This is a genomic window from Flavobacterium araucananum (assembly GCF_002222055.1).
Classification (GTDB): Bacteria; Bacteroidota; Bacteroidia; order Flavobacteriales; family Flavobacteriaceae; genus Flavobacterium; species Flavobacterium araucananum.
Genome location: NZ_MUGS01000051.1, coordinates 105,203 through 129,851, shown reverse-complemented (window position 1 = coordinate 129,851; position 24,649 = coordinate 105,203). Strand labels below are relative to the sequence as shown.

Genomic DNA, 24,649 nt, shown 5'->3' with positions numbered 1-24,649 from the left:
TACTTTTGCCTCACCCAGATTTATTATTAACCTAAAGAAATTCAATGATTTACAAAATTTATCCCTTAGTGGTGTTTTTGCTATTATCTTTTGGTAAAGATTCAAGTAACACCCCCGAAGTTGAAAAAGCAACGACAAAGAGTATCGCAAAAGTTGAGAAATTTGCAGTCGAAGCTAAGATTGAAAATATTTATAATACCCTAAATTCCAATAATTTTAATTTGCCGGAACTTAGAACTTTTTCTGAAGCCTTAAAAGGGTTTTATCTCTTAAGGGAAAAAGGAGTTGTCCAGAAAGATATTCTGACATTGATTGATTTTAGTTTATCATCAAATACAAAACGTCTTTGGGTAATTGATTTGGCAACAAATACCATTTTATTTAACTCTTTGGTTGCTCACGGCAGAAACACCGGAGAAGAATTTGCGTCTAATTTTTCAAATTCAAATTCCTCTTTCAAAAGTAGCTTAGGTTTTTATGCAACAGGCGAAGTTTATCGAGGAAAACATGGTGCTTCTCTACGCTTAGATGGTTTAGAGAACGGAATAAATGATCATGCCCGCGAGAGAGGTGTTGTTATTCATGGTGCTGATTATGTTTCTGAATCTTTTATCAGAAATAATAAAAGATTAGGCAGAAGTCAAGGTTGTCCAGCGATTCCAATGGAGTTGACGGATGAAATAATTGAATTAATAAAAAACAAATCGTGTTTGTATATCTATCACCCGTCAAGAAGTTTTGCGATGGAAGAAAGGCTAATCTCTTAATTTAGCATACAAATCTGAATCAAGGTTATAAATATCAGCTCTGAAAACGAGCTGATTTTTTTTGCTCCATGCCGTCCAATACCATTGATATAAGGCATATTTTTTGGTGATTTTAATACTGGTTGTTTTCTTGGAAGCAATAATAGTATCGATTCTGTCTTTCGACCATTTTTCAGAATCATCTAAAATGTGCTGCGCTAATTCTAAAGGATTTTCAACACGAACACATCCTGAACTTAACGAGCGATTGCTTCTCTCAAAGTAATTACGGTGATTGGTGTCGTGCAAATAAACACTATGGTGGTTAGGAAATAAAATTTTCATTAATCCCAAAGAGTTGTTATATCCCGGACTTTGTACATAGCGATAATTACCCGGTTTGTTTTCGTTCCATGCATTGGGTTCAACCACATTTCCTGCACTATCATATATAGTAATATTCTTTTTGGCAAGATAGTTACGATTTCGTTTCATAGCCGGAACAACATCTTCTTTCAAAATTGTTGGCGGTACAGTCCATGTTGGGTTAAAAACAACTGTTCTTAATAATGACGTTATAATAGGTGTTTTTCTTTTATTAGTTCCTACAACAATATTTCGAACCAGGGTTGTATCCTGATTTTCTACAACATTTAAGCTATAATCCGGAATGTTTATGATGAAATAATTTTCGGCCAGAGCATTCGTATACCATCTCCAACGTTCCAGATTGGCAATGATTTGTTGCTTTCTTTTTTCTTTAGAGAAGTTTAAGGCATTTATAGTTCCCACACCAATAACCCCATCAGAAGATAGTCCGTGTCTGGATTGAAAATTCTTGACAGACTCAAATGTCTTTTGGTCATAAATCTTGGTCAGACTATCTTTTCCTGACAGATCTTTCCAGTACAAAAGCCTTTTTTTAATATTTATTAAAGCTGCATTTGTATCGTGCAAAACTATTTTTTCTGCAGATTCGATGGTTTTGATATTATCTTCCGGGAAATTATTGATAATTTCAAGGGCTTTTAAGAGCTGTTTGTAGGTTTGTGTTTGCGATTGAACATTGTCAACGACACTGTCTAGTTTGTTTTTATTAAAAGCTTTTATAAGAACTGTATTTACATCAAATGTCTTTTCGTCTAAGTCCCAATCCGTGTATAATTTTTTAGGATCCAGTTTACCTTTATAAAGATGGTTTAGGTATTTTTCGAAATTGTAGGTTAATAATATATCATAAGTAGCAAGGTCTTTATCATTAAGAGAGCTTATTTTTTCTTCGAATTTTTTAAGTTTCGAAGCTTTATAATCCTCCGGATTTAAACCTAATTCTTCTGCTTTTGATAGTTGTGCCAAAACGTAAGTTCTCTTTTTTAGATTTCCCCATACCGTTTTATTTTCAGATGAATTGTAAAATTCTTTTAGTGTTTCACTTTTAAAAGTACCTATAAGAGCCGTGTCAATAGCTACTTTTCTTTCATCAGTAAGTATGATTGCCGGAGCAGTTTTTTTGGCCGTAGCCGGAATCGTTTTTGGCGTATCTTTTTTACAGCCCACAAAAATGCATATTACCAATAAAAAGTAAAGTTTATTCATTCTGTAATTTTTTAAACATTAGATAGTGTTCGCCAGTGTCTTTAATATCAAATGGCGCACCAAGGGGCTGGTAATCCATTTTTTTATAAAAGCCAACAGCAGCGGTTTTGGCGTTAAACCAAATCAAATTGACTTTGTTTGCATTGCAGTAGGTTTTACAATGTTTAACTAAAGCTTCTCCAAATCCTTGCTTCTGATGCTTTTCTTAAACTGCATCCCACGAATCTGAGCTTGATTTTGCTCGACAAATATAGGATTGATTTTAGAGAATAGCGAAATAATTCCGGTTAAATTTTCATTATCAAACAAACCAAAATGAGGTGTAGTTTCTAAATCGTCTGCTTCAAAGAGGCAGGTTTCTATAGGTTTTCCTTTTCTAAGAACGGGTTGGCGGACGATATAAGCCGCTTTTGAGGGGATTTCTTTAATAATATTCATTTTTCCGAAAAATAATTGCCCTTATAACTTTTTAGTTTTAAATGCGTTATAAATTATTGTTGATTTTAATTGATTTTTTTTGCGAAAAAGCTTGTTTTGAACTTAACTTATTTTTTATATTTGCACCACAGTAATGCGAAAGTAGCTCAGTTGGTAGAGCTCCAGCCTTCCAAGCTGGTTGTCGCGAGTTCGAGCCTCGTCTTTCGCTCTAAAAAACCGGAACTTAATTGTTTCGGTTTTTTTATCAAAGTTAAATAATTTATTGATTTTTATTTTTTTAAACCATTTAATTATTTATATTTGCACCCTGTTAATGCGAAAGTAGCTCAGTTGGTAGAGCTCCAGCCTTCCAAGCTGGTTGTCGCGAGTTCGAGCCTCGTCTTTCGCTCTTCAAAATCCTCAAGCAATTTGTTTGGGGATTTTTTTTGAGCAAATATTTTTTACCATTAAGATATTAAGAAAAATTAAGTTCAGTTCTTAATAAGTTTAATATCTTAATGATCAAAATATCTTTTTTAATTTAAATTACTCAAATCACTTTCTGTTTCTAATTCTACAGGATTTTCGTTTTGCTTGAATAAACGAGCTTTTAGGTTTCCTTTTAGGGTTATTTTTTCTCCTTTTACTTCAAGCCAGCTTCCTTCTCTTAAACCTAAAACCGGAATAGCATTAAAAGCATGAAATTCTTTTATTCTCGTTTCTCTGGTTTCACCCATGTGTTTAGATTGTGTATCAGGATCGAGATAGTGCGGGTTTAAGTTAAAAGAGATTAATCCTAAAGTCTGAAAACTTGGTGGGTAAACGATTGGCATATCATTGGTAGTTTGCATCGATAAACCGCAAATATTGCTTCCGGCACTGGTTCCTAAATACGGAGTTCCGTTTTTTACAGTCTCAGAAAGAAGTTGCATGATGTTGTGTTTATATAATTGAGTAACCAGCAAAAAAGTATTTCCTCCTCCGGTAAATATTCCTTCGGCATTTTTTATCGCATTTTCTGCATTTTCAAACTCATGAATTCCTTTTACGTTAATGTTTATTGATGCAAACGCGTGTGCAACCTTTTGGGTATAATCGTCGTGAGATATACCGCCAGGGCGTGCAAACGGAATAAATAAAATGCTTTTGCAATTTTTAAAATGGGATTGTAGTGTAGGTAATAAATATTCTAAATAGCTTCCTTCGTGTAGAGTAGAAGTGCTCGCGATAATAATGCTTTTCATAAAATTGAACTCAAATTGTTTAGGTTAAAGATATTAAAAAGTCCTTTTTTATTGCAGATAAAGCGGGTTTAATTAACATATTTTTACCAACTCGTTAGTACTAATTTTGGAGTACATTAAGATATTTTTACATTTTTAAGAACAAATTTAATTTTTTGTCATTTTGATTCATAAAGCTGTATGTATTTTGATTGTTATTTTGAGCCAGTCGACTTGGTCTCAAAATCTGGAAAGCGGTGTTGTAAACGGTCGAATAATTTCGAACACTTCAGATTTAGATGGCGTATATGTGGTCAATGCTCAAACCGAAATAATGACTACGACCGATGCTTATGGTAGTTTTTCGATTGCGGCAAAACCCGGTGAGACGCTCGTGTTTTCGTCGATACAATTCAAAGAAAACAGAGTTTTGCTAACGCCGGAAAATTTCTCTGATCTTAACTTTACAGTAAAATTAAGTATGGTCATGCATCAATTGCAGGAAGTCGTTGTTAGAAATTATAGCGGGATCAACGCAGTTTCGTTAGGGATTATTCCGGGTGACCAAATAAAATATACTGAAGCCGAGAGAAAGCTGCATACCGCTACGGCATTAAACGCTACGGCAAATGCAGGATCGATGGCGGGAGGTTCAATTTCTGCAGATCCTTTGTTGAATTTTTTCTCCGGACGCACAGCAATGCTTAAAAAAGAAGTGGCAGTAGAGAAAAAAGAGTTTTTTATGAAACTTTTAGAGCGTATGTTTTCTCTCGATCATTTTGTTAATCGATTAAAAATTCCTTTAGAATACGTAAAAGGATTTGAATATTATGCAGTCGAAAATGATAAATTCACAGTAATTTTGAACTCAAAAAACAGAACTTCTACAGAGTTTTTGTTAGGAGAGTTAGCTGTAAAATACAAAGAAATAATTGCACGTGAAAATAAATAACACATTACAAATAATCCTTTTTTTATTCGTTATTCAGATTGGTTTTGGTCAAAATACAGGGCCTAAGGAAATTACCGGACAAATATTCGAACAGTCGACTAATGTTGAGGGTGTAAATATCATCAACAATACGACACAGGTTACGACAGTTTCTGATGTAAGTGGCCTGTTTTCTATTGTGGTAAAAGAAGGTGATGTGTTGGTTTTTTCTGCTGTTAATTTAGATCCGCTAAAACGCCGAATTACAGTTGAGGATTTAAATTCAAATTCGATTGTCATAAAAATGACTCCCAAAGAAGTAGAATTGAAAGAAGTAATTGTAAATGAAAACGCTAACATTACGGCCGAAAATTTAGGAATAATTCCATACGGTCAAAAAAAATATACACCGGCAGAGCGAAAAGTTTATACCGCAACTTCGACTTCTGTAGATAAGTTGCTTAATAAGATTTCAGGGCGAACTGCAATGCTTAAAAAAGAAGTGAAAGTAGAGAAGAAGGAGATGCTTTTTAGAAAAATGGAATATCTTTTTGATGAGAATTATTATACAGAAAGATTGAAGATTCCGGTCGCAGATATCAAAGGATTTCAATTATATTGCATAGATGATACTGAATTTGCTGTATCTTTGGATACTAAAAACAAAACAATGAGTATGTTTTTAATAACAGATTTAGCAAGAAAATATCTAATTATTCTCGAAAATGAAAAATAAACTAGGAATACTCGTTGTGTGCTTATTTTGCCAGATTGTGGTAGGGCAAAGTAATTCAAGGAAACCATTACATGGTCAGGCGGTTAATAACACTTTGGCGATCGAAAGTGGTTATGTAATGAATGTTAATGCAAATGTTAGAACTTTTATTGGTTCAAACGGACTGTTTGATATCATGGCAAAACCTAAAGATACTTTGTTATTTACAGGATTAGCTTTTCAATCCAAAAAAATTGTTTTAACAGATAAAGATTGTGCAGATGTACTGTTTTCTGTATCTCTGAATTTAGTAAGTAATGAGTTAAAAGAAGTTTTAGTTCATAAAGATCTTAAAGTGAAGGCCCTTGGTGTGGGCTCACAGAAAATTACAGATATGCAATTTGAAGATGATAAACAATCTACGGCAAAAAACACAGTAATGTACTCTGATCAGACTATTAAATATGGAACTGATTTTGTTAGAATTTTTAAAGATGTCAAAAAACTTCTTTCTAAAAATGATGATGTAAAAGAAGAAGTTATATCTGATCTGGCATTTATTGAATATTCAAGAGCAAATTTTAAACCTGATTTTTTTACACAAACATTAGGTGTAAAAGAGGACGAAATAGAATTGTTTTTGATGTATTGCTCAAATGATCCAGAATCAAAAAGACATCTTGATCCTGATCAAAAATTTGAATTGATAGATTTTCTGATCAATAAAAATAAGGAATTCAAAAAAGTGAATGTTTCCGGAAAATGAAAAATAGACTAATTTATCCTTTGCTGGGGATATTGTTTTTATCGCTTTCGGCTTTTTCATTCCATAAATTTTATATGGGAGTTTTTCAGGTCAATTATGCGGCCGAGAAAAAGATGATTCAAATTACTTCCCGAATCTTTATAGATGATTTGAATAATGGAATGGAAAAAAAATACCATCAAAAAACATTCGTAGGTACTGACAAAGAAACTCAGGGAGATCTTGATTTGTTAAAGAAATATCTTTCTGAGAATTTTACTGTAAAAATAAACGGTCAGTCAAAACCTATTACTTTTTTATCTAAAGAAGTAGAAGCAGGAGATGTTTTAGTATGTTATTCCAGAATAAAAGACATTGATAAATTCAAAACAATAGAGATTTCAAATACTATTTTAGTCGATTGGAATGCTGAACAGCAAAATATTACACATATTTCAGCCTTTGGTACTAAAAAGAGTGTTCTTTTTACAGAATCATCAAGGAAAGAATTGTTAAAGTATTAAAGAATAGTTAAAATTATCATTTTAATTGCTATTTTCACACCCTGACAAAATTACCATTAAAAATTTATGAAAAAACTTTCATTATTGTTGATTTTTCCTGCAATATTACTAGCTCAGGAGAAAACAGCTACACCAAAACAACAAGGAAAATACGATACAAACAAATTTAGCCAAATGTATGATTTGTTGGCAACTCCAAATATGTTTCGTACGGCATCCGGAGCTCCCGGACCAGCGTATTACCAACAACAGGCAGATTACAAAATTGATATTGAATTAGACGATAAAAATTCAAAATTAAATGGTTCTGAAGTTATTAGCTATTCCAATAATTCTCCGGATACCTTAGAGTATTTATGGATTCAGTTGGATCAGAATCAGGCTAAAGCAAAAACTCAGACTTCTCTTGCCGAAAGTGAAAAAATTAATCAGGTTTTGCCTCTGGAAGGTTTTTCGAGTAAATACTTGAAAAAAGATTTAGAGCGCGGTTTTAATATAGAACAGGTAAAGGATTCAAAAGGAAATCCAATGTCCTATACAATCAACGAAACCATGATGCGTATTAATCTTGCTACTCCGCTAAAGCCGGGAGAGAAAATCTCACTGGCTATAAAATGGTGGTACAACATTAATAATTACAGAAAAGAAGGTGGACGTTCAGGATATGAATTGTTCGAGAAAGACGGGAATAAATTATATGTAATAGCTCAGTTTTATCCAAGAATGGCGGTTTACAACGATGTTGAAGGGTGGCAGAACATGCAGTTCTGGGGAAGCGGAGAGTTTGCGTTGCCTTTTGGAAACTTTGACGTAAATATTACAGTTCCTGCAGATCATGTCATCGATGCTACTGGAGAATTGACAAACAGAAGCGAAGTTTTTACACCAGAACAGGTAAAACGTTACGAACAAGCGCAAAAATCATTTGATAAACCCGTTGTAATTGTTACACAAGCTGAGGCCGAGGCAACTGAAAAAGGTTTTTCTGAAAAGAAAAAAACATGGAAATTTAGTGCCAAAAACGTACGTGATTTTGGAATTGCATCTTCAAGAAAATTCATTTATGATGCAATGGCTGTAAAAATTGGAAACAGAGTAGTGATGGCTGAATCTGTTTATCCAAAAGAAGCAAATCCGCTTTGGGGAGAAACTTCGACCCTGACTGTGGCGCATACCTTAAAAAGTTATTCGTCTCACACATTCGACTACCCTTATCCAAAAGCCGTATCAGTTTCTGCTGAAGATCAAGGTATGGAATACCCAATGATTTGTTGGAATTTTGGTCGTCCTGATGAAAATGGAGTGACAAGCAAAGAGGTTAAAAATGGAATGATTGGTGTGGTAATTCACGAAGTTGGGCACACTTTTTTTCCAATGATTGTAAACTCAGATGAACGTCAATGGACCTGGATGGATGAAGGTTTGAACTCTTTTCTGGAATATTTGGCAGAACAGGAGTTAGATCCAAATTTTCCGTCAAGACGTGGTCCTGCAAAAAATATAGTTCCTTATATGAGCGGAGATCAAAAGTTTTTAGAGCCAATTATGTCAAACTCTGAAACGATTGTACAATTTGGAAACAATGCTTACGGAAAACCGGCTACAGGTCTTAATATTTTGAGAGAAGTAGTAATGGGAAGAGAATTGTTTGATTATGCTTTTAGAACCTACGCAAACAGATGGAAGTTTAAGCACCCAACTCCTGAAGATTTCTTTAGAACCATGGAAGATGCTTCTGCGGTAGATTTAGATTGGTTTTTTAGAGGATGGTTTTATTCAACAGATTTTGTAGATATTGGTATCAAAGACGTAAAACAATATTATGTGTCCGAAACTCCAACTGCAGATATTAAAGATGTAAAAGTGAGAAAAGGACGTTTTGGTTTCGAAAAAGGACCATTCGTTTATTTAGTATCCGGAGACAATGCTGAGGTAAATGCAGCAAATAAAAAAGCATTAAAAGTAGAAGATGTAAAACCTTTGGCTGATTATGTAGCGCAAACATTTACCGCTGAGGAAAAAGCGGAATTAAAATCGCCTAAATATTTCTATGAAGTAGAGTTTAACAAGCCAGGCGGAATGATCATGCCAATTCTTGTTGAGATTACTTATGAAGACGGTACAAAAGACAATTACCAGTATCCGGCTCAAATCTGGAGAAAAAATAATGATACCGCCAAGAAAGTTTATGCAACATCAAAAGCTATAAAAAGTATTCAGATAGATCCAAAACTAATGACGGCTGATATTGATGTAACCAACAATTCATGGCCAAAAGTAGAAGTAAAATCAAAATTTGATTAATTATAAATTTAAAAAGACTCTGAAAAGAGTCTTTTTTTTTTAAGTAAATTTTAAACTTCACGGATGCAAATTTTAATATCTTTGTAACACACTAAAATAAAAGATATGTTTGGTATAGGAGGAGGAGAACTAGTTTTTATATTGTTTATAGTACTTATGCTTTTTGGTTCAGATAAAGTGCCTGAAATTGCCCGCACAATGGGTAAAGCAATGGCGCAATTAAAAAATGCAACCAACGATATTAAAAGCGAAATTCATAAAGGAGCAGAAGCTAATGGTTTTGATGCAAAATCTTTAACAGATATTACCGGTAATATTAATGCTCAGATCAATGATGCCAAGAGTAACCTGCTTGGAGATACGACTAATTTATCAGGCAATTTATTGGGAGATACTGCTACAGAAATCAATAAAGTAAAGGAAGATATTGACTCGATTTCTTCAGGACCTGTAAAACGCCAAGGATAATGCTTGAAAGAATACAAGAATTAGATACCAATTTATTGATATATCTTAATGGTTTAGGCTCTGAAACTTACGATAAATTTTGGCTTATTATTACCAATCAACTCAATTGGACTCCATTTTTTTTGCTGTTGTTTTATCTTATTTATAAAAAAATAGGAGGCAAACAAACACTATATGTCTTACTGTTTATTGCTATTCTAATTGCTTTTACTGATCAGACGACTAACTTATTCAAATATACGTTTCAGCGTTTACGCCCTTGTAATAATCCAGAAATCAATTCGATTATTCGTGTCGTTCAGGTTCGAAAATCGTATAGTTTTTTCTCGGGACATGCGGCGAATACAATGGCTGTAGCGACTTTTTTATTCCTGGTTCTAAAACGTCATTTCAAGTATTTGGGATTTCTGTTTTTATGGCCACTAATCTTCGCCTATAGCCGAATTTATTTAGGATTACATTATCCGGGTGATATCCTGACAGGGTATTTCTTTGGAGCACTATTCGGATTTTTAATTTATTTAGTTTATCGAAAATTAAAACCCCAATATTTTCCGGGATAATTTTCAGGAGCTATTTCCAGCTGTCCGCTGTATCTTTTGTTTTTTAAAGAAAAAAACAAAAGGATGTCGCTTCCATCTGGGCTAAGACTCCCGTTTTTACAATAAAATTTAAGATTAAATTATATATTAATTATTCAATTGTCTCCTGCTTTAGCTGGAGATAAATAGGTCTAATTAAAAAGGCTTTAGCCAAAACGTAATGTTTTGGCTAAAGCCTTTGATCTTACTTTTAATTTCTAATTATCCAGAGAAAAAACTTAGTACCTTTTTTACAACACCCTACTAACCGTCAAACCATCACGAATTGGTAATAAAACGGTCTCAACTCTGGGGTCATTTTTTAAAAGTAAGTTATATTCTAAAAGTACTTTTGTACTCACGTCATTTGGATGAACAGGTTCAAGGATTTTTCCGCTCCATAAAACATTATCAGATAAAATCATTCCGCCTTTATTCATTTTCGGAACAATCATTTCCCAGTAGTTCAGGTAGTTTTCTTTATCAGCATCAATAAAAACAAGGTCAAACTTTACATCCAGATTTGGGATGATCTCTACAGCTTCTCCTAAATGCTGAAAAATTTGCTTACCCCAAGGCGATGCATCAAAGTATTTACGTTGAAAGTCTACCAACTCTTCTTTAATATCAATTGTATGCAATTGCCCGGTTTCCTGCATTCCTTCGCACAAACACAAAGCTGCATAACCGGTATAAGTACCAATTTCGAGAATATTAACCGGACGAATTAATTTAGAAAGCATGCTTAAAACCCTGCCTTGAAAATGACCACTTAGCATTCTTGGTAAAAGTATTTTCTGGTAAGTCTCCTTGTTTAATTTTGCTAATAATTCCGGTTCGTTTTCAGAATGTTGTTCGATATAATCTTCTAAGTCCTGTGATATAAAATGCATGGTATAATCTTCTAAATTTGAAGAGCAAAAATACAAAAAATATTGCTTCGGTTTTGAGCATAAAAAAACCATCCGCAGCGGCGGATGGTTTCAATTTTGATTTCTGATAGAATTATTTCTTCAAAGCTTCATTGACTTCTTTTGCAGTTTTCACTGTTCCGTCTTTTGCAGCTTTTGCCGCATTTTCTACTTTTTCGGCGCCTTTTTTAGTAGCGTCTTTTACATCAGTAGCTGCTTTTTTAGTAGCATCTTTTACATCTTCAACCGCATTTTGAGAAGCTTCTTTAGCGCTTGTTGCAGCATTTTCGGCTTTAATTACTGCACTGTCTTTTGCTTCTTTAATGTCTGTTGTCAATGTATCAACTTTGTTACCAAGAGTCAATTCATCTTCTGCTGGTTTTGGTTCTTTCTTTTCGCAAGATTGAACAGCGAATGCTAATAAAGCGATAACAGCTAAGCTTAAAATTTGTTTTTTCATAAGGAATGATTTTTTTAGGTTGATAAAATTTAAAGGTTATAAAGCTGAAAAATAAAGATACACATTTTAAAATAATTGAGCTCTTTGTAAGATTATTTTTCTTTCAAGAGCAAGACAATTCCCGTGCCAAAAAAATAGAATTTAAAAAGATTAGACATATTTTTTTTTCAGCACTAAAATAATTGCGTTAGACTTTTGAGTTTAAGCTGTAGACATCAAAAATAAGATCTGAATTTTATCAACGTTCTGAACGTATTTTTTATGAAGCTAGTTTTTGTATAAACTAAAATTAATGACGATTTCATCCCTAACCTTTATTAGACCAGCCATTTTTACGGGAGGTTCCAGCTCAAGATCAGAAAATTTTAAATTGAGTGTTCCCTGAATTTTAGCATCAGAATTAGACAATACAAAATCTTTGTATTTTAGTGTTTTATCGGTAATAAAAAAGTTAAGATTGCATTTGTAATTTTTACCGCATGGTTTTATATCTGTTATCGAAACAATACTATTTGGAAATTTTTTTACTTTGACTGTACCTTGTAGATCTTTAGTCATTATTTTGTTTCCACAATCAAAATTTGACATTTTAATTTCGGTAGTAAAAGCGTTCTTTTTTATTGAATTGAGATATATAGTATCTTTTATAAAAAAAGTATTGGAGCAATTATAAGTGCCAACAGTTGATGTTCCGGTAATTTCTATTTTAATTTTATTTATGACCAGAGTAGTATCTTCTGCTAAAAAAGTGGGTTTAGCACTTCCCATAAAAAAGAAAATTGCTAAACCCATAATTAAGATTAAAAACCTTGTGTACATTTTTTTTAGAATGAAATTGTTGCTTCAAACATGAGTCCTTCAAATTTCCCACCGTAGAAATCATTAGGCATTAAAACTCCGCCTACGTTTCCAAATTGTTGGTAGTTTTTGTAGTTCTGTTGTACGTAGGAAAGTTTTGCCAGAATGTTTTTAGTCATAAACCAACCTGCAGCAGCTTCAAATCTATTTACCTGAACAGCCTCGGCATCGGTATTTTTTAATTTTCCATCTACTAAATTATATTTGGCACCTACATATAAGTTCTCATGATTTCCAAAACGATATACCAGATCTCCAACATATTGATTCACGTTACGAGTATCATCAGTTCCTTTATAATCACCTCCCGAAGCAAACTCTAATGTACCAAAGAATTCAAAACCTTTATATTTTACAAATGGGTTAACCATATAAGATGTTGCCCAGTTGCCAAATCCGGGATTAAATCTACCGGTATCTTTATTGCTTTCAGAATCTAAAATATTTGAACTTGGGTAACCAATCGTTCCGGCGTGTGTCATAACACTATAAAAACGACTTCCTGCTCTGTCTGAAGAGTATAAGTTTCCACTAGAATTAGCAGTATGATAGTAAGATCCGGTAAGTCTAATTCTTAAATCGCTGTCAATTTGTTTGTCCCAGCCTAATTTTGCCAATATCGTTGGACTAACAGTTGTATTTTGATCCGGAGCAAGTGCTGTAGGTGTTCCAGGGATGATTTCTTGTACGTTTTGATTCAGTTTAGAGTTTGTTACTCCAATCATACTTACAAAACCACTTCTGTTGTAGTATACTTCAGCTCCCATTTCGGTAGTAAAAGCATCCATGATATTGTTTCCAATAAAAGGATTTGTTATAGTATAAGCGTTGTTACTTCTTCTAAAATGTGCGTCACCATAATTGTTTTCCATTTGACCTATTTTGATCGTCGTGTACTTCATAACATCTTCAAGAAAGCCTTTTTTAATAAAGTCTAATTTGTCAATTTGCAAGTATCCACCTTGTACCCAGGTTTCATGGTGGTGTCTTGAGGCAAGATACAGGTCTAAGTTTACACGAACACCATCTGCTAATTGTGCTCCAATTGTCATATTAGCGTTAGGTAAATTAAAGTCGTTAGTTAGATTGTTTAATCGGTATGCTCCATTAGCTCCGGTTAGGTTATTTTGATGATTGAAGGAATTTACAGCTTGAAATTGTAATGCAAATGCACCACCTAAATCAACACTAATTCCTTTATAGGCAGTTGTATCTTTTCTAACATCAAATACATTAATTGCTCTTTGATCGCGGGGAACCTGATTCTGTATATGTCCAAAACTAAGCTGTGCATTTACAGCATACGTGCTTGTTAATGCTATAAATAGAAGATAGATTTTTTTCATGATTATTATAAATTAAAGTTTAAATTGAATTTCAAGGTCAAATCCTGACCTGTTTTAATGGTTCCTAACATTGCTGTTGGAGATTTCATGCCAAAATCAGTAAAAGTGATTTTGTTTGATCCTTGTATGTTTAGACCTTCCTTTGTAACCGTTGTTTTTACAGTAGTTTTATATTCTTTGCTCACACCTGCAATAGTATAGGTTCCGGTTAGAGTCCAGGTAGTTTCATTCACTTTTTCGGCAGATTTCAGAACATATTTAATCGTTTTTTGTTTATCTGTTTTTAAAGTTTCGTAGGCTACTTTATCCATACTTTTTTTCTCGCTTTTTATGCTTTCAGACAAAAGGATTACAGATAAAGATTCTATATCACTTAGTTTAGAATTTGCAATAGTCAGGTTTGCGGTCCCTGTTCCTGAACTTGATTTCATTTCCCAGTCATGTAAGGTTGATGTTCCGGAAACTGAAAATGTAGATTTACTATCCAATGCATAACTCTTTTGTGCATTTGCAAATGAGGTAATGCTTAAAAAGGAAATTACCATTGCTATTAATTGTATTCTTGTCGCTTTCATTTTGTTCTTTTTTAATTATAGTGTGTAAGTCAATTTGGTTTAGTACTAATTGTTGTTTTGTTAACTTGTATCAAATGTATCTTGATTGTTAACTAATTTTTATGATAAAAATCATTGTTAAAATTTTATTAAAAATGTATTTAATAACTATAACGTTTTCATTTTAGGAGAGATGATTTAACTTGGTTTTATCCTTTAAAAATGGATTTTGATTAGCTTAAAATTATAGTGAATATTAGCGTTAAGTCTTTTCCGGCTTTTACAACCCCAAGAGCAGCTTTTGGAGGAGCCATTTCAAAATCCCCAAAAGTAATTTGGTTAGAGCCCTGCAAAATAAAAGTTCCGTTATCAGCTGTTACCTTTACCTGCGTTTTATATTCTTTGCTCACACCTGCAATGGTGTAAATTCCGGTTAGAGTCCAGGTAGTTTCGTTTATTTTTTCGGCAGATTTTAAAACGTATTCAATATTTTGATGTGTTTCTGTGTCCAGGGCTTCATAAGCCACTTTATCCATGCTTGTTTTACTGCTTTTTAAACTTTCTGCTAATAATGTTACCGTTAAACTGTTTAAGCCGGCAAGTTTAGAATCCTTGATCGTTAAGTTCGCAATACCGGTTCCTTCTGTAGATTTCATTACCCAATCGTGTACAGTAGAAGTTCCTGCAACTTCAAAAGTTGATTTTGTATTTACAGTATAGTTTTTTTGCGCATTTGCCTGCAATCCCAAGGCTGTAAAAATTATTGTCAGTAAGATTGATTTAATTGTTTTCATTTTGATAACGTATAGGTTAATTACTTAAATGAGGAAATTTATAATTCGATAAGTCTTTTACAGAATTAAGTGGTGACCTTATTTCCTGGATCAAATTTATTTAGGATACAGAAAAAACGGAATGATAAAAATCATTGTTAAAATTTTATTAAAGTATTATAGTAAAGGATAAGCAGATCAATTGAGACTGAATTGTGATAGTGTTTAAAATTGACTTAGAACTAAGTGTTTATTTACTAGTTGATTGTAGTTGTTTTATCGTCATGTCATCCTCTTTTTTATTTCTAATGGGTTTTTAGAAAAGCTAGCAGACAATTATTTAAAAATCTTTAAACCTGAAGCTGGATTTGAGATATTGATGATTTTTTTTACGATTTCTTTGTTTAAGTAAGGAATGAAGCAAAAAATCAAAAAAAAAGGACAAAAGTGATTAACTTTGCACCATGCAAATGGAGAAAAAAGACATACGAGCCCTATCAAAAGATCAGTTACGCGATTTTTTTGTTGAAAATAATGATAAAGCTTTTCGTGGAAACCAAGTATATGAATGGTTGTGGAGCAAAGGAGCACATAGTTTTGAAGATATGACAAATGTTGCAAAAGCAACTCGTTCTATGCTCGAGGATAATTTTGTAATCAATCATATTAAGGTTGATACGATGCAACGCAGTAGCGACGGAACTGTAAAAAATGCAGTGCGTTTACATGACGGTCTTGTGGTAGAATCTGTTTTGATACCAACCGAAACCAGAACAACAGCTTGTGTTTCAAGTCAGGTGGGTTGCAGTTTAGATTGTAATTTTTGTGCGACTTCACGCTTAAAAAGAATGCGAAATCTTGAACCGGGAGAAATCTACGATCAGGTTATCGCAATAGATAGAGAAAGTCGATTGTATCACAATCATCCGCTTTCGAATATAGTTTTTATGGGAATGGGGGAGCCTTTGATGAATTATAACAATGTTATTAAAGCTATTGATATGATTACGTCGCCGGAAGGTTTAGGAATGTCGCCAAAACGTATTATGGTGTCGACTTCAGGAATCCCGAAAATGATCAAAAAAATGGCCGATGATGATGTAAAATTCAAATTGGCAGTTTCTTTACATTCCGCTATTGATGAAGTTCGTGCGCGAATAATGCCTTTTAGCAAAAATTTTCCTCTGGCAGATTTAAGAGAATCACTAGAGTATTGGTACAAAAAAACAAAAAATAAGATTTCATACGAATATGTAGTCTGGAAAGGAATCAATGATGATAAAGCCTCAATTGATGCTTTGGTAAAGTTTTGCAAATATGTGCCTTGCAAGGTTAATCTAATCGAATATAATCCAATTGATGATGGTGAGTTTCAACAAGCTTCAGAAGAATCTATTATGGCGTATATAAAAGCGCTGGAGAATATTGGAGTAGTATGTAAAGTACGTAGAAGCCGAGGAAAAGATATAGATGCGGCTTGCGGACAATTAGCCAATAAAGAAGGATAGTCTGGGGTTTGTGTAGTCCCTACGGGACAAAATAGCAATACCGGTTATGTTTTTGCTACCAATATATAGTTTGAGAAAATACTCTGCTAGGAGTTACATGTTGGTAGATTATATGTTGGTATCAATTTATTTGCGTCAATTTGTAATTTCAGGGAATACTCCGCCAGGAGTTACATGTTGGTAGATTATATGTTGGCAGATCAATTGAAGACAATTTAAATAATGTCCCGTAGGGACTACATAATAGAATAAATAAACAAAAAGCATTAAAAACGAGCGTTACTCTTGTTTTTAATGCTTTTTTGGGCAAAAAGGATTCTGGTTTGCTAATTTGGTTTGTTATAAAATGGTTTTCCTGGTTTTGCTTTTATTAAGTATAGAATTTTAAAATAGTCTTTAGACAGAGAATGTTTCGGATACGTTTTCTTAATTATTCTATAAATTATTAATATACTAACGTAAAATACACAACGTTTTTTTATTTAAAATAGTATATTTGGGAACGAAATGAATATTACTTCTCAAATAAAACAGCCCATCTTTAACGAGATGGAACTTTTTGAAAAAAAGTTCCATGAATCGATGACTTCAAAGGTGGCTTTACTGAACCGTATTACTTATTATATAGTAAACCGAAAAGGAAAACAAATGCGTCCGATGTTTGTTTTTTTGACGGCAAAAATGGTTTCAGGAGGCATTGTCAACGAAAGAACGTATCGCGGAGCATCAGTAATTGAGCTTATCCATACGGCGACTTTAGTACATGATGATGTTGTCGATGACAGTAATCGTCGTCGCGGATTTTTTTCTATCAATGCCCTTTGGAAAAATAAAATTGCCGTTCTGGTGGGAGATTATTTATTGTCTAAAGGATTGTTACTTTCTATAGATAATGGAGATTTCGATTTACTCCGAATCATCTCTGTAGCCGTTCGCGAAATGAGTGAAGGCGAATTACTTCAAATAGAAAAAGCCCGAAGACTTGATATTACTGAAGATGTTTATTATGAAATCATCCGAAAAAAGACCGCTACCCTTATTGCGGCTTGTTGTGCTCTAGGTGCAAAATCAGTAATTGAAGATGATATTCAGGTTGAAAACATGCGCAAATTTGGCGAATTAATCGGAATGGCTTTTCAAATAAAAGATGACTTGTTTGATTATAGTGACGAAGCCATTGGTAAGCCAACCGGAATTGATATTAAGGAGCAAAAAATGACATTGCCTTTAATTCATGTTTTAAATACTTGTACCCCACAAGAAAAAAAGTGGTTGATAAACTCCATCAAAAACCACAACAAAGACAAAAAGCGCGTAAAAGAAGTTATTGCCTTTGTAAAAGACAATAATGGTTTGGCTTATGCCGAAAATAAAATGGTGCAATTTCAACAAGAAGCACTTGCGTTATTAGAGAATTTCCCCGATTCTGAGTTTAAAGCAGCCCTTATTTTAATGGTAAACTACGTTATTGAAAGAAAAAAATAATTCTTTTAATTAGAAATTTGTTCATTAGATAATTGGCTTATATGTTTGTAAATCAGGCATTTTTATGTGTGTAATTAGAGTTTTTAATTTATTTTTTAATTTTTTCTCAATCTTCATGCAACCATTTCGAAACGACAATCGTCTATGCTAATAGAAGACTGTTAGTAAAATAAAATCTGAACGCTTATTAATGAAAATTATCCATTTACATCAAGAAGAAACTGAACTTATAAAGTTGGCTGTCGGTCATAATCGACAAGCACAACAGCAAATTTACAGTCGGTTTTCTTCAAAAATGCTAAGTGTTTGTCGACAATATATAAAAGACATTCAATTGGCAGAAGATGTAATGATAACCGCTTTTATGAAGGTGTTTACCAACTTAAACAAATTTGAACACAAAGGAAGTTTTGAAGGTTGGATTCGCAGAATTATGGTTAACGAATGTATATCGTACCTAAGGGTTCAGAAAAAAGTAAAGTTTGTTGAAGACGAAATTTATGTCGAAGAAAGTTTCAATGCAATTGATAGTCAGTTTTCGACAGATCAGATTCAGTTTTTAATAGATGCTTTGCCGGATGGATATAAAATGGTTTTTAATTTATACGCTATCGAAGGTTATAAACACAATGAGATTGCAAAGATGTTGGGGATCAATGAAGGGACATCAAAATCGCAATTATCGCACGCTAGAAAAATGCTGCAAACACAAATTAATATATTAAAAAAACAAGATAATGGAACCGAATAATTTTGAAAAGGATTTCCGTGAAAAACTAAAACAACGCACGATAGAGCCAAGCGATAAAGCCTGGGATCGACTGGATGCTATGTTAAGTATTGCCGAAAAAAAGGAACCTGTAATTGGACTTCGCTCTCTGCAAACTTCCGGAAAAAAATGGATCTATATCGCTGCCAGTATTGTAGGTTTTTTGCTAGTTGGAACTTTCTTTTTTAACCAAAAGAAAAGTGTAGCCGAAACGCCAAAAAACAATGTCGTTATAAAAGAGAATACTAAGAAAGATTCTGTTGCAGGACCAACTTTGAATATAATGGTTCCTGCTAAAACAGAAGTTGCGGTTTCAGAAAAAGCTTCAAAACATAAATTAATAAATCAGGGAAATAATCATCCCAATATTTTGGTACCAAATTCTAATAAAAACATTAAAAAAGAATCAAATCAAATAGCGGAGTCTTCAATCATCAAGAAAAACAATCAGGAAAAACAATCTATTACAAATCAAACAGCAATTGCCGAAACTTCTAAAAAAGAAACAGTAGATCAATTGCTGGAATCAGCCGAAAAAAGTGTTGTTGCAGAAAATTCGGTTAAACCAAAATCAAAAGTAAAAATTAATGCCAATGATCTGCTTAATCAGGTAGATGGTGAATTAGAGCTTTCATTTAGAGAAAAAATGATTACCAAAGTCAATAAAAACTACCAAACAGTAAAAGTGGCTTTGGCAAATCGAAATCAGCAGGAATAAAGAAAATAGAAGAAAGAGTATAGAAGAAAGAGTTCAGAGTATAGAAAATAGAATAAAGAATATAGAGGAAAGAAATAAGAATGCAGATTTTTAGTTCCGGAGGAACGATCCATATTGTGGCGTCGGGTTTTAACCCGATGTAGATGGAATTCATATTTCGCATTTCGCAATTCACATTTCACAATCAACAATCAACAATTCAAAATCAATAATTAAGAATTAATAATCATCATCAATCAATTTTAAAAATCAATCAATCATGAAAAATTTTACACTTTATCTCGTTATCCTCGTCTTTTTATTTGTTAGTAAAGTTCTGGGGCAGGAAACTTTTGAATTAAAAGCAAAGAGAATTGCCAATAAAATAGAGAAAGTTACAAAAGAAGAAAAAGCGGCTCTTAAAGAAGAAGTCGAAGCGGTAAACATTCAATTGTCTGAAGGGAAAATTACGCAGGAACAAGCAGACAAACGCAAAAAAGAATTGGCAGAAGCAAGAGCAGTAATCATTGAAGAAAAAGTGACCCTGGCTCAAAATGAACTTAATGATCTGGTACAACAAAAAGTAGACGGAAAGATCAAAGAACAAGATTCTACGCATACCTATACCTTTCGCTGGACGAGAAAAGATTCTGATAAAGATTCTATTCACGGCGAAAAAAGAACCACTTCGCAATTTGTATTTGCAATGGGATTGAATAATATGATGGTCGATGGTAAACTTCAGGACTCTAATTACAGTTTTATTGGTTCACATTTTTACGAGTGGGGCTTTACCTATAACTCGAGATTAATGAAAAACGATAATTTATTGCATGCCAAATACGGGCTTTCGTTAATGTACAATAACATTCGCCCAACAGACAACAGAACTTTTGTGGTAAATGGCGATCAGACAGTCTTGCAGACAAACGCTATTAATCTGGATGAATCTCGCTTCAGAAACGTTTATATCGTGCTGCCATTGCATTTAGAATTTGATTTTACCAGGCCTCAGGTAAGCAACGGGAAGACCTGTTTTAGAACGCATAAAAGCTTCCGTTTCGGGATTGGAGGTTACGCAGGAATTAACGTAAAATCGAAACAAATTCTAAAGTACGATCAGGATGATTTAGATTATAAAACAACCATAAAAGGAGATTATAATGTAAATAATTTTATCTACGGATTAAGTTCTTATGTAGGATATGGAGCATTTAGCTTATATGCAAAATATGATTTGAATCCTTTGTTTAAAAATAATTTAGTAAAAGAAAATAATATTTCGTTAGGAGTACGTCTTGATTTAAATTAAAAATGCAGTTGATTAGTTAGTAGAAAAAGCGCTTCGAAAGAGGCGCTTTTTTTTAGGTAAAATCGCCAAATTTCAGAATTGATTTGTGTACTTTTACAGGCTCTCAACTTTAAAAATATTTTACGTTTTGATTTCACAAAATACAATTGATACTGTTTTTGAAACTGCTCGTGTAGAGGAGGTTATTGGTGATTTTGTCAATTTAAAACGCGCTGGAAGTAATTTCAAAGGTTTAAGTCCGTTCTCAGATGAGCGCTCACCTTCGTTTATGGTATCGCCTGCAAAAGGAATCTGGAAAGATTTTAGTACAGGAAAAGGAGGGAACTCTGTTAAATTTTTGATGGAGCATTCGCAATTTACCTATCCGGAAGCCATTCGATATCTTGCCAGAAAATACAATATCGAAATTGAAGAAACAGAACAAACAGATGCTGAAAAAGCCATCACAGATGTTCGGGAAAGTATGTATTTGGTTTCGGAATTTGCAAAAGAATATTTTCATAAAACTCTTTTAAATTCAGAAGAAGGAAAAGCAATTGGACTTTCGTATTTTAAGGAAAGAGGTTTTACAAATGAAACCATCAAAAAGTTTAGTTTAGGATATTCACCGGAAACCTGGGATGCACTTACCAAAGAAGCTTTAGGGAAAGGGTATAAGCTGGAATTTCTGGAGAGTACCGGTTTGACAATTGCCAGAGAAGACCGTCCTTTTGATCGTTTTAAAGGGCGTGTTATGTTTCCTATAGAAAGTATGTCCGGACGTGTTTTAGGTTTTGGAGGACGTATTTTAACGAATGATAAAAAAGCTGCAAAATATTTAAACTCGCCCGAAAGTGATATTTACCATAAGAGTAAAGTGCTTTACGGAATTTTTCAGGCCAAACAAGCTATAGCAAAACAAAACAATTGTTATTTGGTTGAAGGGTACACAGATGTTATTCAGTTTAATCAGGCTGGAATTGAGAATGTTGTCGCTTCTTCAGGGACAGCTTTAACGCCTGATCAGATTCGTTTGATTAATAGATTAACCAGAAATATAACTGTTCTTTTTGATGGTGATGCTGCCGGATTGCGTGCCTCTGTTCGAGGAATAGATTTGATTCTGGAAGAAGGAATGAATGTAAGAGTTTGTGCTTTTCCTGATGGAGAAGATCCGGATAGTTTTGCGCGAAAAACTTCGTATGAAGATCTTGTTGCTTATTTAGAAGAAAATAGTAAAGATTTTATTCAGTTTAAAGCATCTCTTTTAATGAAAGAGGCTAAAAACGATCCTATAAAAAAAGCCGATTTGATTCGGGATATGGTGGTAAGTATTTCGAAAATACCGGATCGTATTCAGCGTGAAATTTATACTCAGGAATGTGCCAGAATTATGGAAATTTCTGAGCAGGTATTAGTGAGTACTTTGGCTCAGTTGATTCAAAAAGATATTACAGAAGCTAACAAAAAGCAAAAGCAGGAACAAAAACCTTTTGAAGTTTTTAGAAACCAACCTCCAACTAATACGGGATATTCCGGAGGAGATCCTGATGATCCAAGAACAGGGCCGCCAGATGATTATTATCCGGGAGGACCAGGATATGCTGCGCCAGCAGAGCCAACAGAAAAAGTAGATATTTTATACCGTTTAGAACGAAAAGTAATTGAAATTTTATTGCTTTATGGAGATAAAACGGAAGAATTTGAAGATGTCCTTTTAAAAAATAATGACGAGGGTGAAGTTGTTATGGTTTCTGAAATGAGACAATATAAAGTATACGAACGTATTTATTTGAGTTTACAGGAAGATGAGGTAGAGCTTTCTAATCATCTGTTCCGTGATATCTTTACGGGTCTGATTGGGTTTTATAATCAAAATGAAAAATTCAGTCTTGAACAATATTTAATGCGTTTAGAACCTGATTTTGCTCAGGAGGTTACTGATATTTTGATGGAAGATGAACGATTGACGCTGCACGATTGGGAAGGACAGAATATTTTTTCGAAAATGAAACACGAAACGATTGCGCAATACGTTACAGAAACGATTATGTCAATGCGTTGGTTTTTGGTTGGAAAAATCATCGAAGAATTAAAAAGCTCTATAAAACCTGATAATTCAGATAATACAGAGCTTTTGTCTATGGTTGTCGATTACTCTAAATTGGTTAATTCGTTCTCGAAAAAACTAGGAAGAGTAATGTCGAGATACCATTAAATAATTTCTAAAGTCTTAGCTTTGTTAACTAAGTCTACTAAATTAGTTACGTTTAATTTAGTTAATAATCTCAATTTGTAAGTACTGATCGTTTTCTCGTTCAGATTTAAAATTTTAGAGATTTCATTGTTCTTTTTACCATCACTTAAGTAACGTAAAACTTCAATCTCGCGATTAGAAAGTTTTCTGTACAAACGCTCGCTTTTGCTTTGTTTAGCAATAAGTGCCATGTTTTTACGTACAGTTTCGTTGATGATAATTTTCCCCTCATGTACTTTAATAATAGAAAGACCTAAAGTTTCAAGTTTTTCTGTTTTGTGCACATACCCGGAAACTCCTGCCTTAATAGCATTTGGAGCATACATTTGTTCAGCGAGGTCACTAAAAATTACAATTTTTGTTTTGGGGAAATTTTTCAGGATCGACTTCACTTCGAAGATACTTGAGAGACCTTCGAGCTCTAGATCGAGAATTAGGATATCGATTTCCTTCGTTTGAAGGATATCTCTAACCATTGAAAAATTGCCTACGTTGGCAACAATTGAAATTTGATCGTGGTCTTTGAAATAAGACTTAACGCCAAAGTGAGTCACAGGATGATTGTCTGCAAGACATACTTTAATCATAATTTTTACCTTTTTTAGAATTGTTCATGTTTTTGGAACTGTAAAATTAATAAATAAATTCTGTAATTAATTGCAGACGAATGTTAAAAGTTTTATTTTAACGTTTTTGGGATGCTACAAACGGGTATAGAATCCATTTTATGCTTATTGCTGGTGTTTAAACGTTTATAAATTTCGAAGACAGATTTTTCTCTCCCACTGAAGTCAGATGCCGTATTTCCTGACTCTGCGGCCAACATTGCCCACTCAAGTTCGTCGTAACTTGCCCCTAATTGATCCTCATCTGTGCGATTATCTCCAAATAATCCATCTGTTGGAGCAGCTGTTAAAATTGACTCCGGAATTGTTAAAAACTCTCCCAAAGCGTATACATCTGATTTCATTAAGTCGGCAATTGGACTTAAATCGACTCCTCCATCTCCGTATTTAGTATAAAATCCTACACCAAAATCTTCTACTTTGTTTCCAGTTCCCGCAACTAAAAGCCCGTGAATTCCAGCTAAATAATATAAAGAGGTCATTCTCAGACGTGCACGAGTATTCGCAAACGATAAATTAACTTTTGTTGAATCTTTTGATGTGGGTACAGCGCTCTTAAAAGCTTCAAAAGTGTTGGTCAGGTCAGTTTGTACATTCGAAACATTTGGGAAACGTTTTTTTAATTGCTCAATATGTTCCCTTCCTCTTGATACTTGATTTTCAGCCTGATGAATTGGCATTTCTACGCATAAAACCTGTAAGCCTGTCTGAGCACATAAGGTAGACGTTACCGCAGAGTCAACTCCGCCTGAAATTCCAATTACAAAACCGTTTGCTTTTGCATTGTTAGCATAATTTTTTAACCACTCTACAATGTGGATATTTACTTTTTCTGTCTGAATAGTACTTTTTTTAGCCATAATA

General features: G+C 33.6%; 25 protein-coding genes, 2 tRNA genes and 1 pseudogene. 16 read left to right on the top strand and 12 right to left on the bottom strand.

Features of this window, described 5'->3' with window-relative positions; translation table 11 throughout:
• Window positions 1–44 precede the first annotated feature (44 nt).
• Window positions 45–767 (top strand): murein L,D-transpeptidase catalytic domain family protein, encoded by a 723-nt coding sequence (locus tag B0A64_RS19775; protein WP_089481208.1) that lies wholly within the window; start codon window positions 45–47, stop codon window positions 765–767.
• Here the strand turns inward: B0A64_RS19775 and B0A64_RS19770 are convergent.
• From B0A64_RS19770 to B0A64_RS25605, 3 genes and pseudogenes are all read right to left on the bottom strand, one after another.
• Window positions 756–2,342, bottom strand: a complete 1,587-nt coding sequence (locus B0A64_RS19770) for a L,D-transpeptidase family protein (protein ID WP_089481207.1) — start codon at window positions 2,340–2,342, stop codon at window positions 756–758. The two genes, B0A64_RS19775 and B0A64_RS19770, sit on opposite strands and share 12 nt — an antisense overlap.
• A pseudogene (locus tag B0A64_RS25610) lies at window positions 2,335–2,484 on the bottom strand (GNAT family N-acetyltransferase); the annotation flags it as partial. The pseudogene B0A64_RS25610 and the gene B0A64_RS19770, both read right to left, overlap by 8 nt.
• A gap of 26 nt (window positions 2,485–2,510) precedes the next feature.
• Window positions 2,511–2,780 (bottom strand): GNAT family N-acetyltransferase, encoded by a 270-nt coding sequence (locus B0A64_RS25605; protein ID WP_244285454.1) that lies wholly within the window; start codon window positions 2,778–2,780, stop codon window positions 2,511–2,513.
• Between the two features lie 135 nt (window positions 2,781–2,915).
• Here B0A64_RS25605 and B0A64_RS19760 point away from each other — a divergent pair.
• Both B0A64_RS19760 and B0A64_RS19755 read left to right on the top strand, forming a co-directional pair.
• Window positions 2,916–2,988: transfer RNA gene (locus B0A64_RS19760), tRNA-Gly, on the top strand.
• 107 nt (window positions 2,989–3,095) lie between these two features.
• A tRNA-Gly gene (locus B0A64_RS19755) sits at window positions 3,096–3,168 on the top strand.
• Between the two features lie 127 nt (window positions 3,169–3,295).
• Here the strand turns inward: B0A64_RS19755 and pepE are convergent.
• Complete coding sequence (gene pepE, locus B0A64_RS19750; RefSeq protein WP_089481206.1) at window positions 3,296–4,003, bottom strand: dipeptidase PepE; 708 nt, start codon at window positions 4,001–4,003, stop codon at window positions 3,296–3,298.
• Between the two features lie 163 nt (window positions 4,004–4,166).
• Here pepE and B0A64_RS19745 point away from each other — a divergent pair, with 163 nt between their 5' ends.
• From B0A64_RS19745 to B0A64_RS19715, 7 genes are all read left to right on the top strand, one after another.
• Window positions 4,167–4,934: a carboxypeptidase-like regulatory domain-containing protein gene (locus B0A64_RS19745; RefSeq protein WP_244285453.1), complete on the top strand. Its 768-nt coding sequence runs from the start codon at window positions 4,167–4,169 to the stop codon at window positions 4,932–4,934.
• On the top strand, window positions 4,921–5,649 hold the full coding sequence (locus B0A64_RS19740) for a carboxypeptidase-like regulatory domain-containing protein (RefSeq protein ID WP_089481205.1): 729 nt from the start codon (window positions 4,921–4,923) through the stop codon (window positions 5,647–5,649). Before B0A64_RS19745 ends, B0A64_RS19740 begins: the two co-directional genes overlap by 14 nt.
• The gene (locus B0A64_RS19735) at window positions 5,639–6,394 is read left to right on the top strand and encodes a hypothetical protein (protein ID WP_089481204.1); all 756 of its coding nucleotides are present in this window, start codon (window positions 5,639–5,641) and stop codon (window positions 6,392–6,394) included. Before B0A64_RS19740 ends, B0A64_RS19735 begins: the two co-directional genes overlap by 11 nt.
• Window positions 6,391–6,897, top strand: coding sequence for a DUF6702 family protein (locus B0A64_RS19730; protein WP_089481203.1), 507 nt, complete (start codon window positions 6,391–6,393; stop codon window positions 6,895–6,897). The genes B0A64_RS19735 and B0A64_RS19730 overlap by 4 nt, the downstream gene beginning before the upstream one ends.
• Window positions 6,898–6,963: 66 nt before the next feature.
• Window positions 6,964–9,201 (top strand): M1 family metallopeptidase, encoded by a 2,238-nt coding sequence (locus B0A64_RS19725; protein ID WP_089481202.1) that lies wholly within the window; start codon window positions 6,964–6,966, stop codon window positions 9,199–9,201.
• A gap of 105 nt (window positions 9,202–9,306) precedes the next feature.
• Window positions 9,307–9,669, top strand: a complete 363-nt coding sequence (locus B0A64_RS19720; RefSeq protein ID WP_089481201.1) for a Sec-independent protein translocase subunit TatA/TatB — start codon at window positions 9,307–9,309, stop codon at window positions 9,667–9,669.
• Entirely contained in the window at window positions 9,669–10,232 is a 564-nt protein-coding gene (locus tag B0A64_RS19715; RefSeq protein ID WP_089481200.1) for a phosphatase PAP2 family protein, read from the top strand. The genes B0A64_RS19720 and B0A64_RS19715 overlap by 1 nt, the downstream gene beginning before the upstream one ends.
• 269 nt (window positions 10,233–10,501) lie before the next feature.
• On the opposite strand, the gene B0A64_RS19710 is transcribed toward B0A64_RS19715, so the two are convergent.
• From B0A64_RS19710 to B0A64_RS19685, 6 genes are all read right to left on the bottom strand, one after another.
• A complete protein-coding gene (locus tag B0A64_RS19710; protein ID WP_089481199.1) occupies window positions 10,502–11,143 on the bottom strand; it encodes an O-methyltransferase in 642 nt (213 codons plus the stop codon).
• Window positions 11,144–11,255: 112 nt separating this feature from the next.
• A complete protein-coding gene (locus B0A64_RS19705; RefSeq protein ID WP_089481198.1) occupies window positions 11,256–11,621 on the bottom strand; it encodes a hypothetical protein in 366 nt (121 codons plus the stop codon).
• A 267-nt stretch (window positions 11,622–11,888) separates the two neighbouring features.
• Entirely contained in the window at window positions 11,889–12,413 is a 525-nt protein-coding gene (locus B0A64_RS19700) for a hypothetical protein (protein ID WP_244285452.1), read from the bottom strand.
• Between the two features lie 32 nt (window positions 12,414–12,445).
• Window positions 12,446–13,825, bottom strand: a complete 1,380-nt coding sequence (locus B0A64_RS19695; RefSeq protein WP_089481196.1) for a hypothetical protein — start codon at window positions 13,823–13,825, stop codon at window positions 12,446–12,448.
• Window positions 13,826–13,830: 5 nt separating this feature from the next.
• Complete coding sequence (locus B0A64_RS19690; protein WP_089481195.1) at window positions 13,831–14,400, bottom strand: YceI family protein; 570 nt, start codon at window positions 14,398–14,400, stop codon at window positions 13,831–13,833.
• 212 nt (window positions 14,401–14,612) lie between these two features.
• On the bottom strand, window positions 14,613–15,173 hold the full coding sequence (locus B0A64_RS19685) for a YceI family protein (RefSeq protein WP_089481194.1): 561 nt from the start codon (window positions 15,171–15,173) through the stop codon (window positions 14,613–14,615).
• Between the two features lie 443 nt (window positions 15,174–15,616).
• Between B0A64_RS19685 and rlmN the strand changes: the two genes are divergently transcribed.
• The 6 genes from rlmN to dnaG all read left to right on the top strand — a co-directional run bounded on the left by rlmN (window position 15,617) and on the right by dnaG (window position 23,120).
• Window positions 15,617–16,660: a 23S rRNA (adenine(2503)-C(2))-methyltransferase RlmN gene (rlmN, locus tag B0A64_RS19680; protein ID WP_089481193.1), complete on the top strand. Its 1,044-nt coding sequence runs from the start codon at window positions 15,617–15,619 to the stop codon at window positions 16,658–16,660.
• A gap of 507 nt (window positions 16,661–17,167) precedes the next feature.
• Window positions 17,168–18,145 (top strand): polyprenyl synthetase family protein, encoded by a 978-nt coding sequence (locus tag B0A64_RS19675; RefSeq protein ID WP_089481192.1) that lies wholly within the window; start codon window positions 17,168–17,170, stop codon window positions 18,143–18,145.
• A gap of 190 nt (window positions 18,146–18,335) precedes the next feature.
• Window positions 18,336–18,896, top strand: a complete 561-nt coding sequence (locus tag B0A64_RS19670; RefSeq protein WP_089481191.1) for an RNA polymerase sigma factor — start codon at window positions 18,336–18,338, stop codon at window positions 18,894–18,896.
• Complete coding sequence (locus B0A64_RS19665; protein WP_089481190.1) at window positions 18,883–19,632, top strand: hypothetical protein; 750 nt, start codon at window positions 18,883–18,885, stop codon at window positions 19,630–19,632. The genes B0A64_RS19670 and B0A64_RS19665 overlap by 14 nt, the downstream gene beginning before the upstream one ends.
• Window positions 19,633–19,891: 259 nt before the next feature.
• Window positions 19,892–20,923 (top strand): hypothetical protein, encoded by a 1,032-nt coding sequence (locus B0A64_RS19660; RefSeq protein ID WP_089481189.1) that lies wholly within the window; start codon window positions 19,892–19,894, stop codon window positions 20,921–20,923.
• 127 nt (window positions 20,924–21,050) lie between these two features.
• Entirely contained in the window at window positions 21,051–23,120 is a 2,070-nt protein-coding gene (gene dnaG / locus B0A64_RS19655) for a DNA primase (protein WP_089481188.1), read from the top strand.
• On the opposite strand, the gene B0A64_RS19650 is transcribed toward dnaG, so the two are convergent.
• Window positions 23,117–23,746: a response regulator transcription factor gene (locus tag B0A64_RS19650; RefSeq protein WP_026730588.1), complete on the bottom strand. Its 630-nt coding sequence runs from the start codon at window positions 23,744–23,746 to the stop codon at window positions 23,117–23,119. The genes dnaG and B0A64_RS19650 overlap by 4 nt on opposite strands.
• 92 nt (window positions 23,747–23,838) lie before the next feature.
• Window positions 23,839–24,645, bottom strand: coding sequence for an NAD(+) synthase (nadE, locus tag B0A64_RS19645; protein WP_089481187.1), 807 nt, complete (start codon window positions 24,643–24,645; stop codon window positions 23,839–23,841).
• Window positions 24,646–24,649: the final 4 nt, after the last annotated feature.

Coding starts and splice junctions, on each gene's coding strand:
- B0A64_RS19775 (WP_089481208.1), top strand. CDS start 45: ATGATTTACAAAATTTATCCCTTAGTGGTGTTTTTGCTATTATCTTTT.
- B0A64_RS19770 (WP_089481207.1), bottom strand. CDS start 2,342: ATGAATAAACTTTACTTTTTATTGGTAATATGCATTTTTGTGGGCTGT.
- B0A64_RS25605 (WP_244285454.1), bottom strand. CDS start 2,780: ATGAATATTATTAAAGAAATCCCCTCAAAAGCGGCTTATATCGTCCGC.
- pepE (WP_089481206.1), bottom strand. CDS start 4,003: ATGAAAAGCATTATTATCGCGAGCACTTCTACTCTACACGAAGGAAGC.
- B0A64_RS19735 (WP_089481204.1), top strand. CDS start 5,639: ATGAAAAATAAACTAGGAATACTCGTTGTGTGCTTATTTTGCCAGATT.
- B0A64_RS19730 (WP_089481203.1), top strand. CDS start 6,391: ATGAAAAATAGACTAATTTATCCTTTGCTGGGGATATTGTTTTTATCG.
- B0A64_RS19725 (WP_089481202.1), top strand. CDS start 6,964: ATGAAAAAACTTTCATTATTGTTGATTTTTCCTGCAATATTACTAGCT.
- B0A64_RS19720 (WP_089481201.1), top strand. CDS start 9,307: ATGTTTGGTATAGGAGGAGGAGAACTAGTTTTTATATTGTTTATAGTA.
- B0A64_RS19715 (WP_089481200.1), top strand. CDS start 9,669: ATGCTTGAAAGAATACAAGAATTAGATACCAATTTATTGATATATCTT.
- B0A64_RS19710 (WP_089481199.1), bottom strand. CDS start 11,143: ATGCATTTTATATCACAGGACTTAGAAGATTATATCGAACAACATTCT.
- B0A64_RS19705 (WP_089481198.1), bottom strand. CDS start 11,621: ATGAAAAAACAAATTTTAAGCTTAGCTGTTATCGCTTTATTAGCATTC.
- B0A64_RS19700 (WP_244285452.1), bottom strand. CDS start 12,413: ATGGGTTTAGCAATTTTCTTTTTTATGGGAAGTGCTAAACCCACTTTT.
- B0A64_RS19695 (WP_089481196.1), bottom strand. CDS start 13,825: ATGAAAAAAATCTATCTTCTATTTATAGCATTAACAAGCACGTATGCT.
- B0A64_RS19690 (WP_089481195.1), bottom strand. CDS start 14,400: ATGAAAGCGACAAGAATACAATTAATAGCAATGGTAATTTCCTTTTTA.
- B0A64_RS19685 (WP_089481194.1), bottom strand. CDS start 15,173: ATGAAAACAATTAAATCAATCTTACTGACAATAATTTTTACAGCCTTG.
- rlmN (WP_089481193.1), top strand. CDS start 15,617: ATGCAAATGGAGAAAAAAGACATACGAGCCCTATCAAAAGATCAGTTA.
- B0A64_RS19675 (WP_089481192.1), top strand. CDS start 17,168: ATGAATATTACTTCTCAAATAAAACAGCCCATCTTTAACGAGATGGAA.
- B0A64_RS19670 (WP_089481191.1), top strand. CDS start 18,336: ATGAAAATTATCCATTTACATCAAGAAGAAACTGAACTTATAAAGTTG.
- B0A64_RS19665 (WP_089481190.1), top strand. CDS start 18,883: ATGGAACCGAATAATTTTGAAAAGGATTTCCGTGAAAAACTAAAACAA.
- B0A64_RS19660 (WP_089481189.1), top strand. CDS start 19,892: ATGAAAAATTTTACACTTTATCTCGTTATCCTCGTCTTTTTATTTGTT.
- B0A64_RS19650 (WP_026730588.1), bottom strand. CDS start 23,746: ATGATTAAAGTATGTCTTGCAGACAATCATCCTGTGACTCACTTTGGC.
- nadE (WP_089481187.1), bottom strand. CDS start 24,645: ATGGCTAAAAAAAGTACTATTCAGACAGAAAAAGTAAATATCCACATT.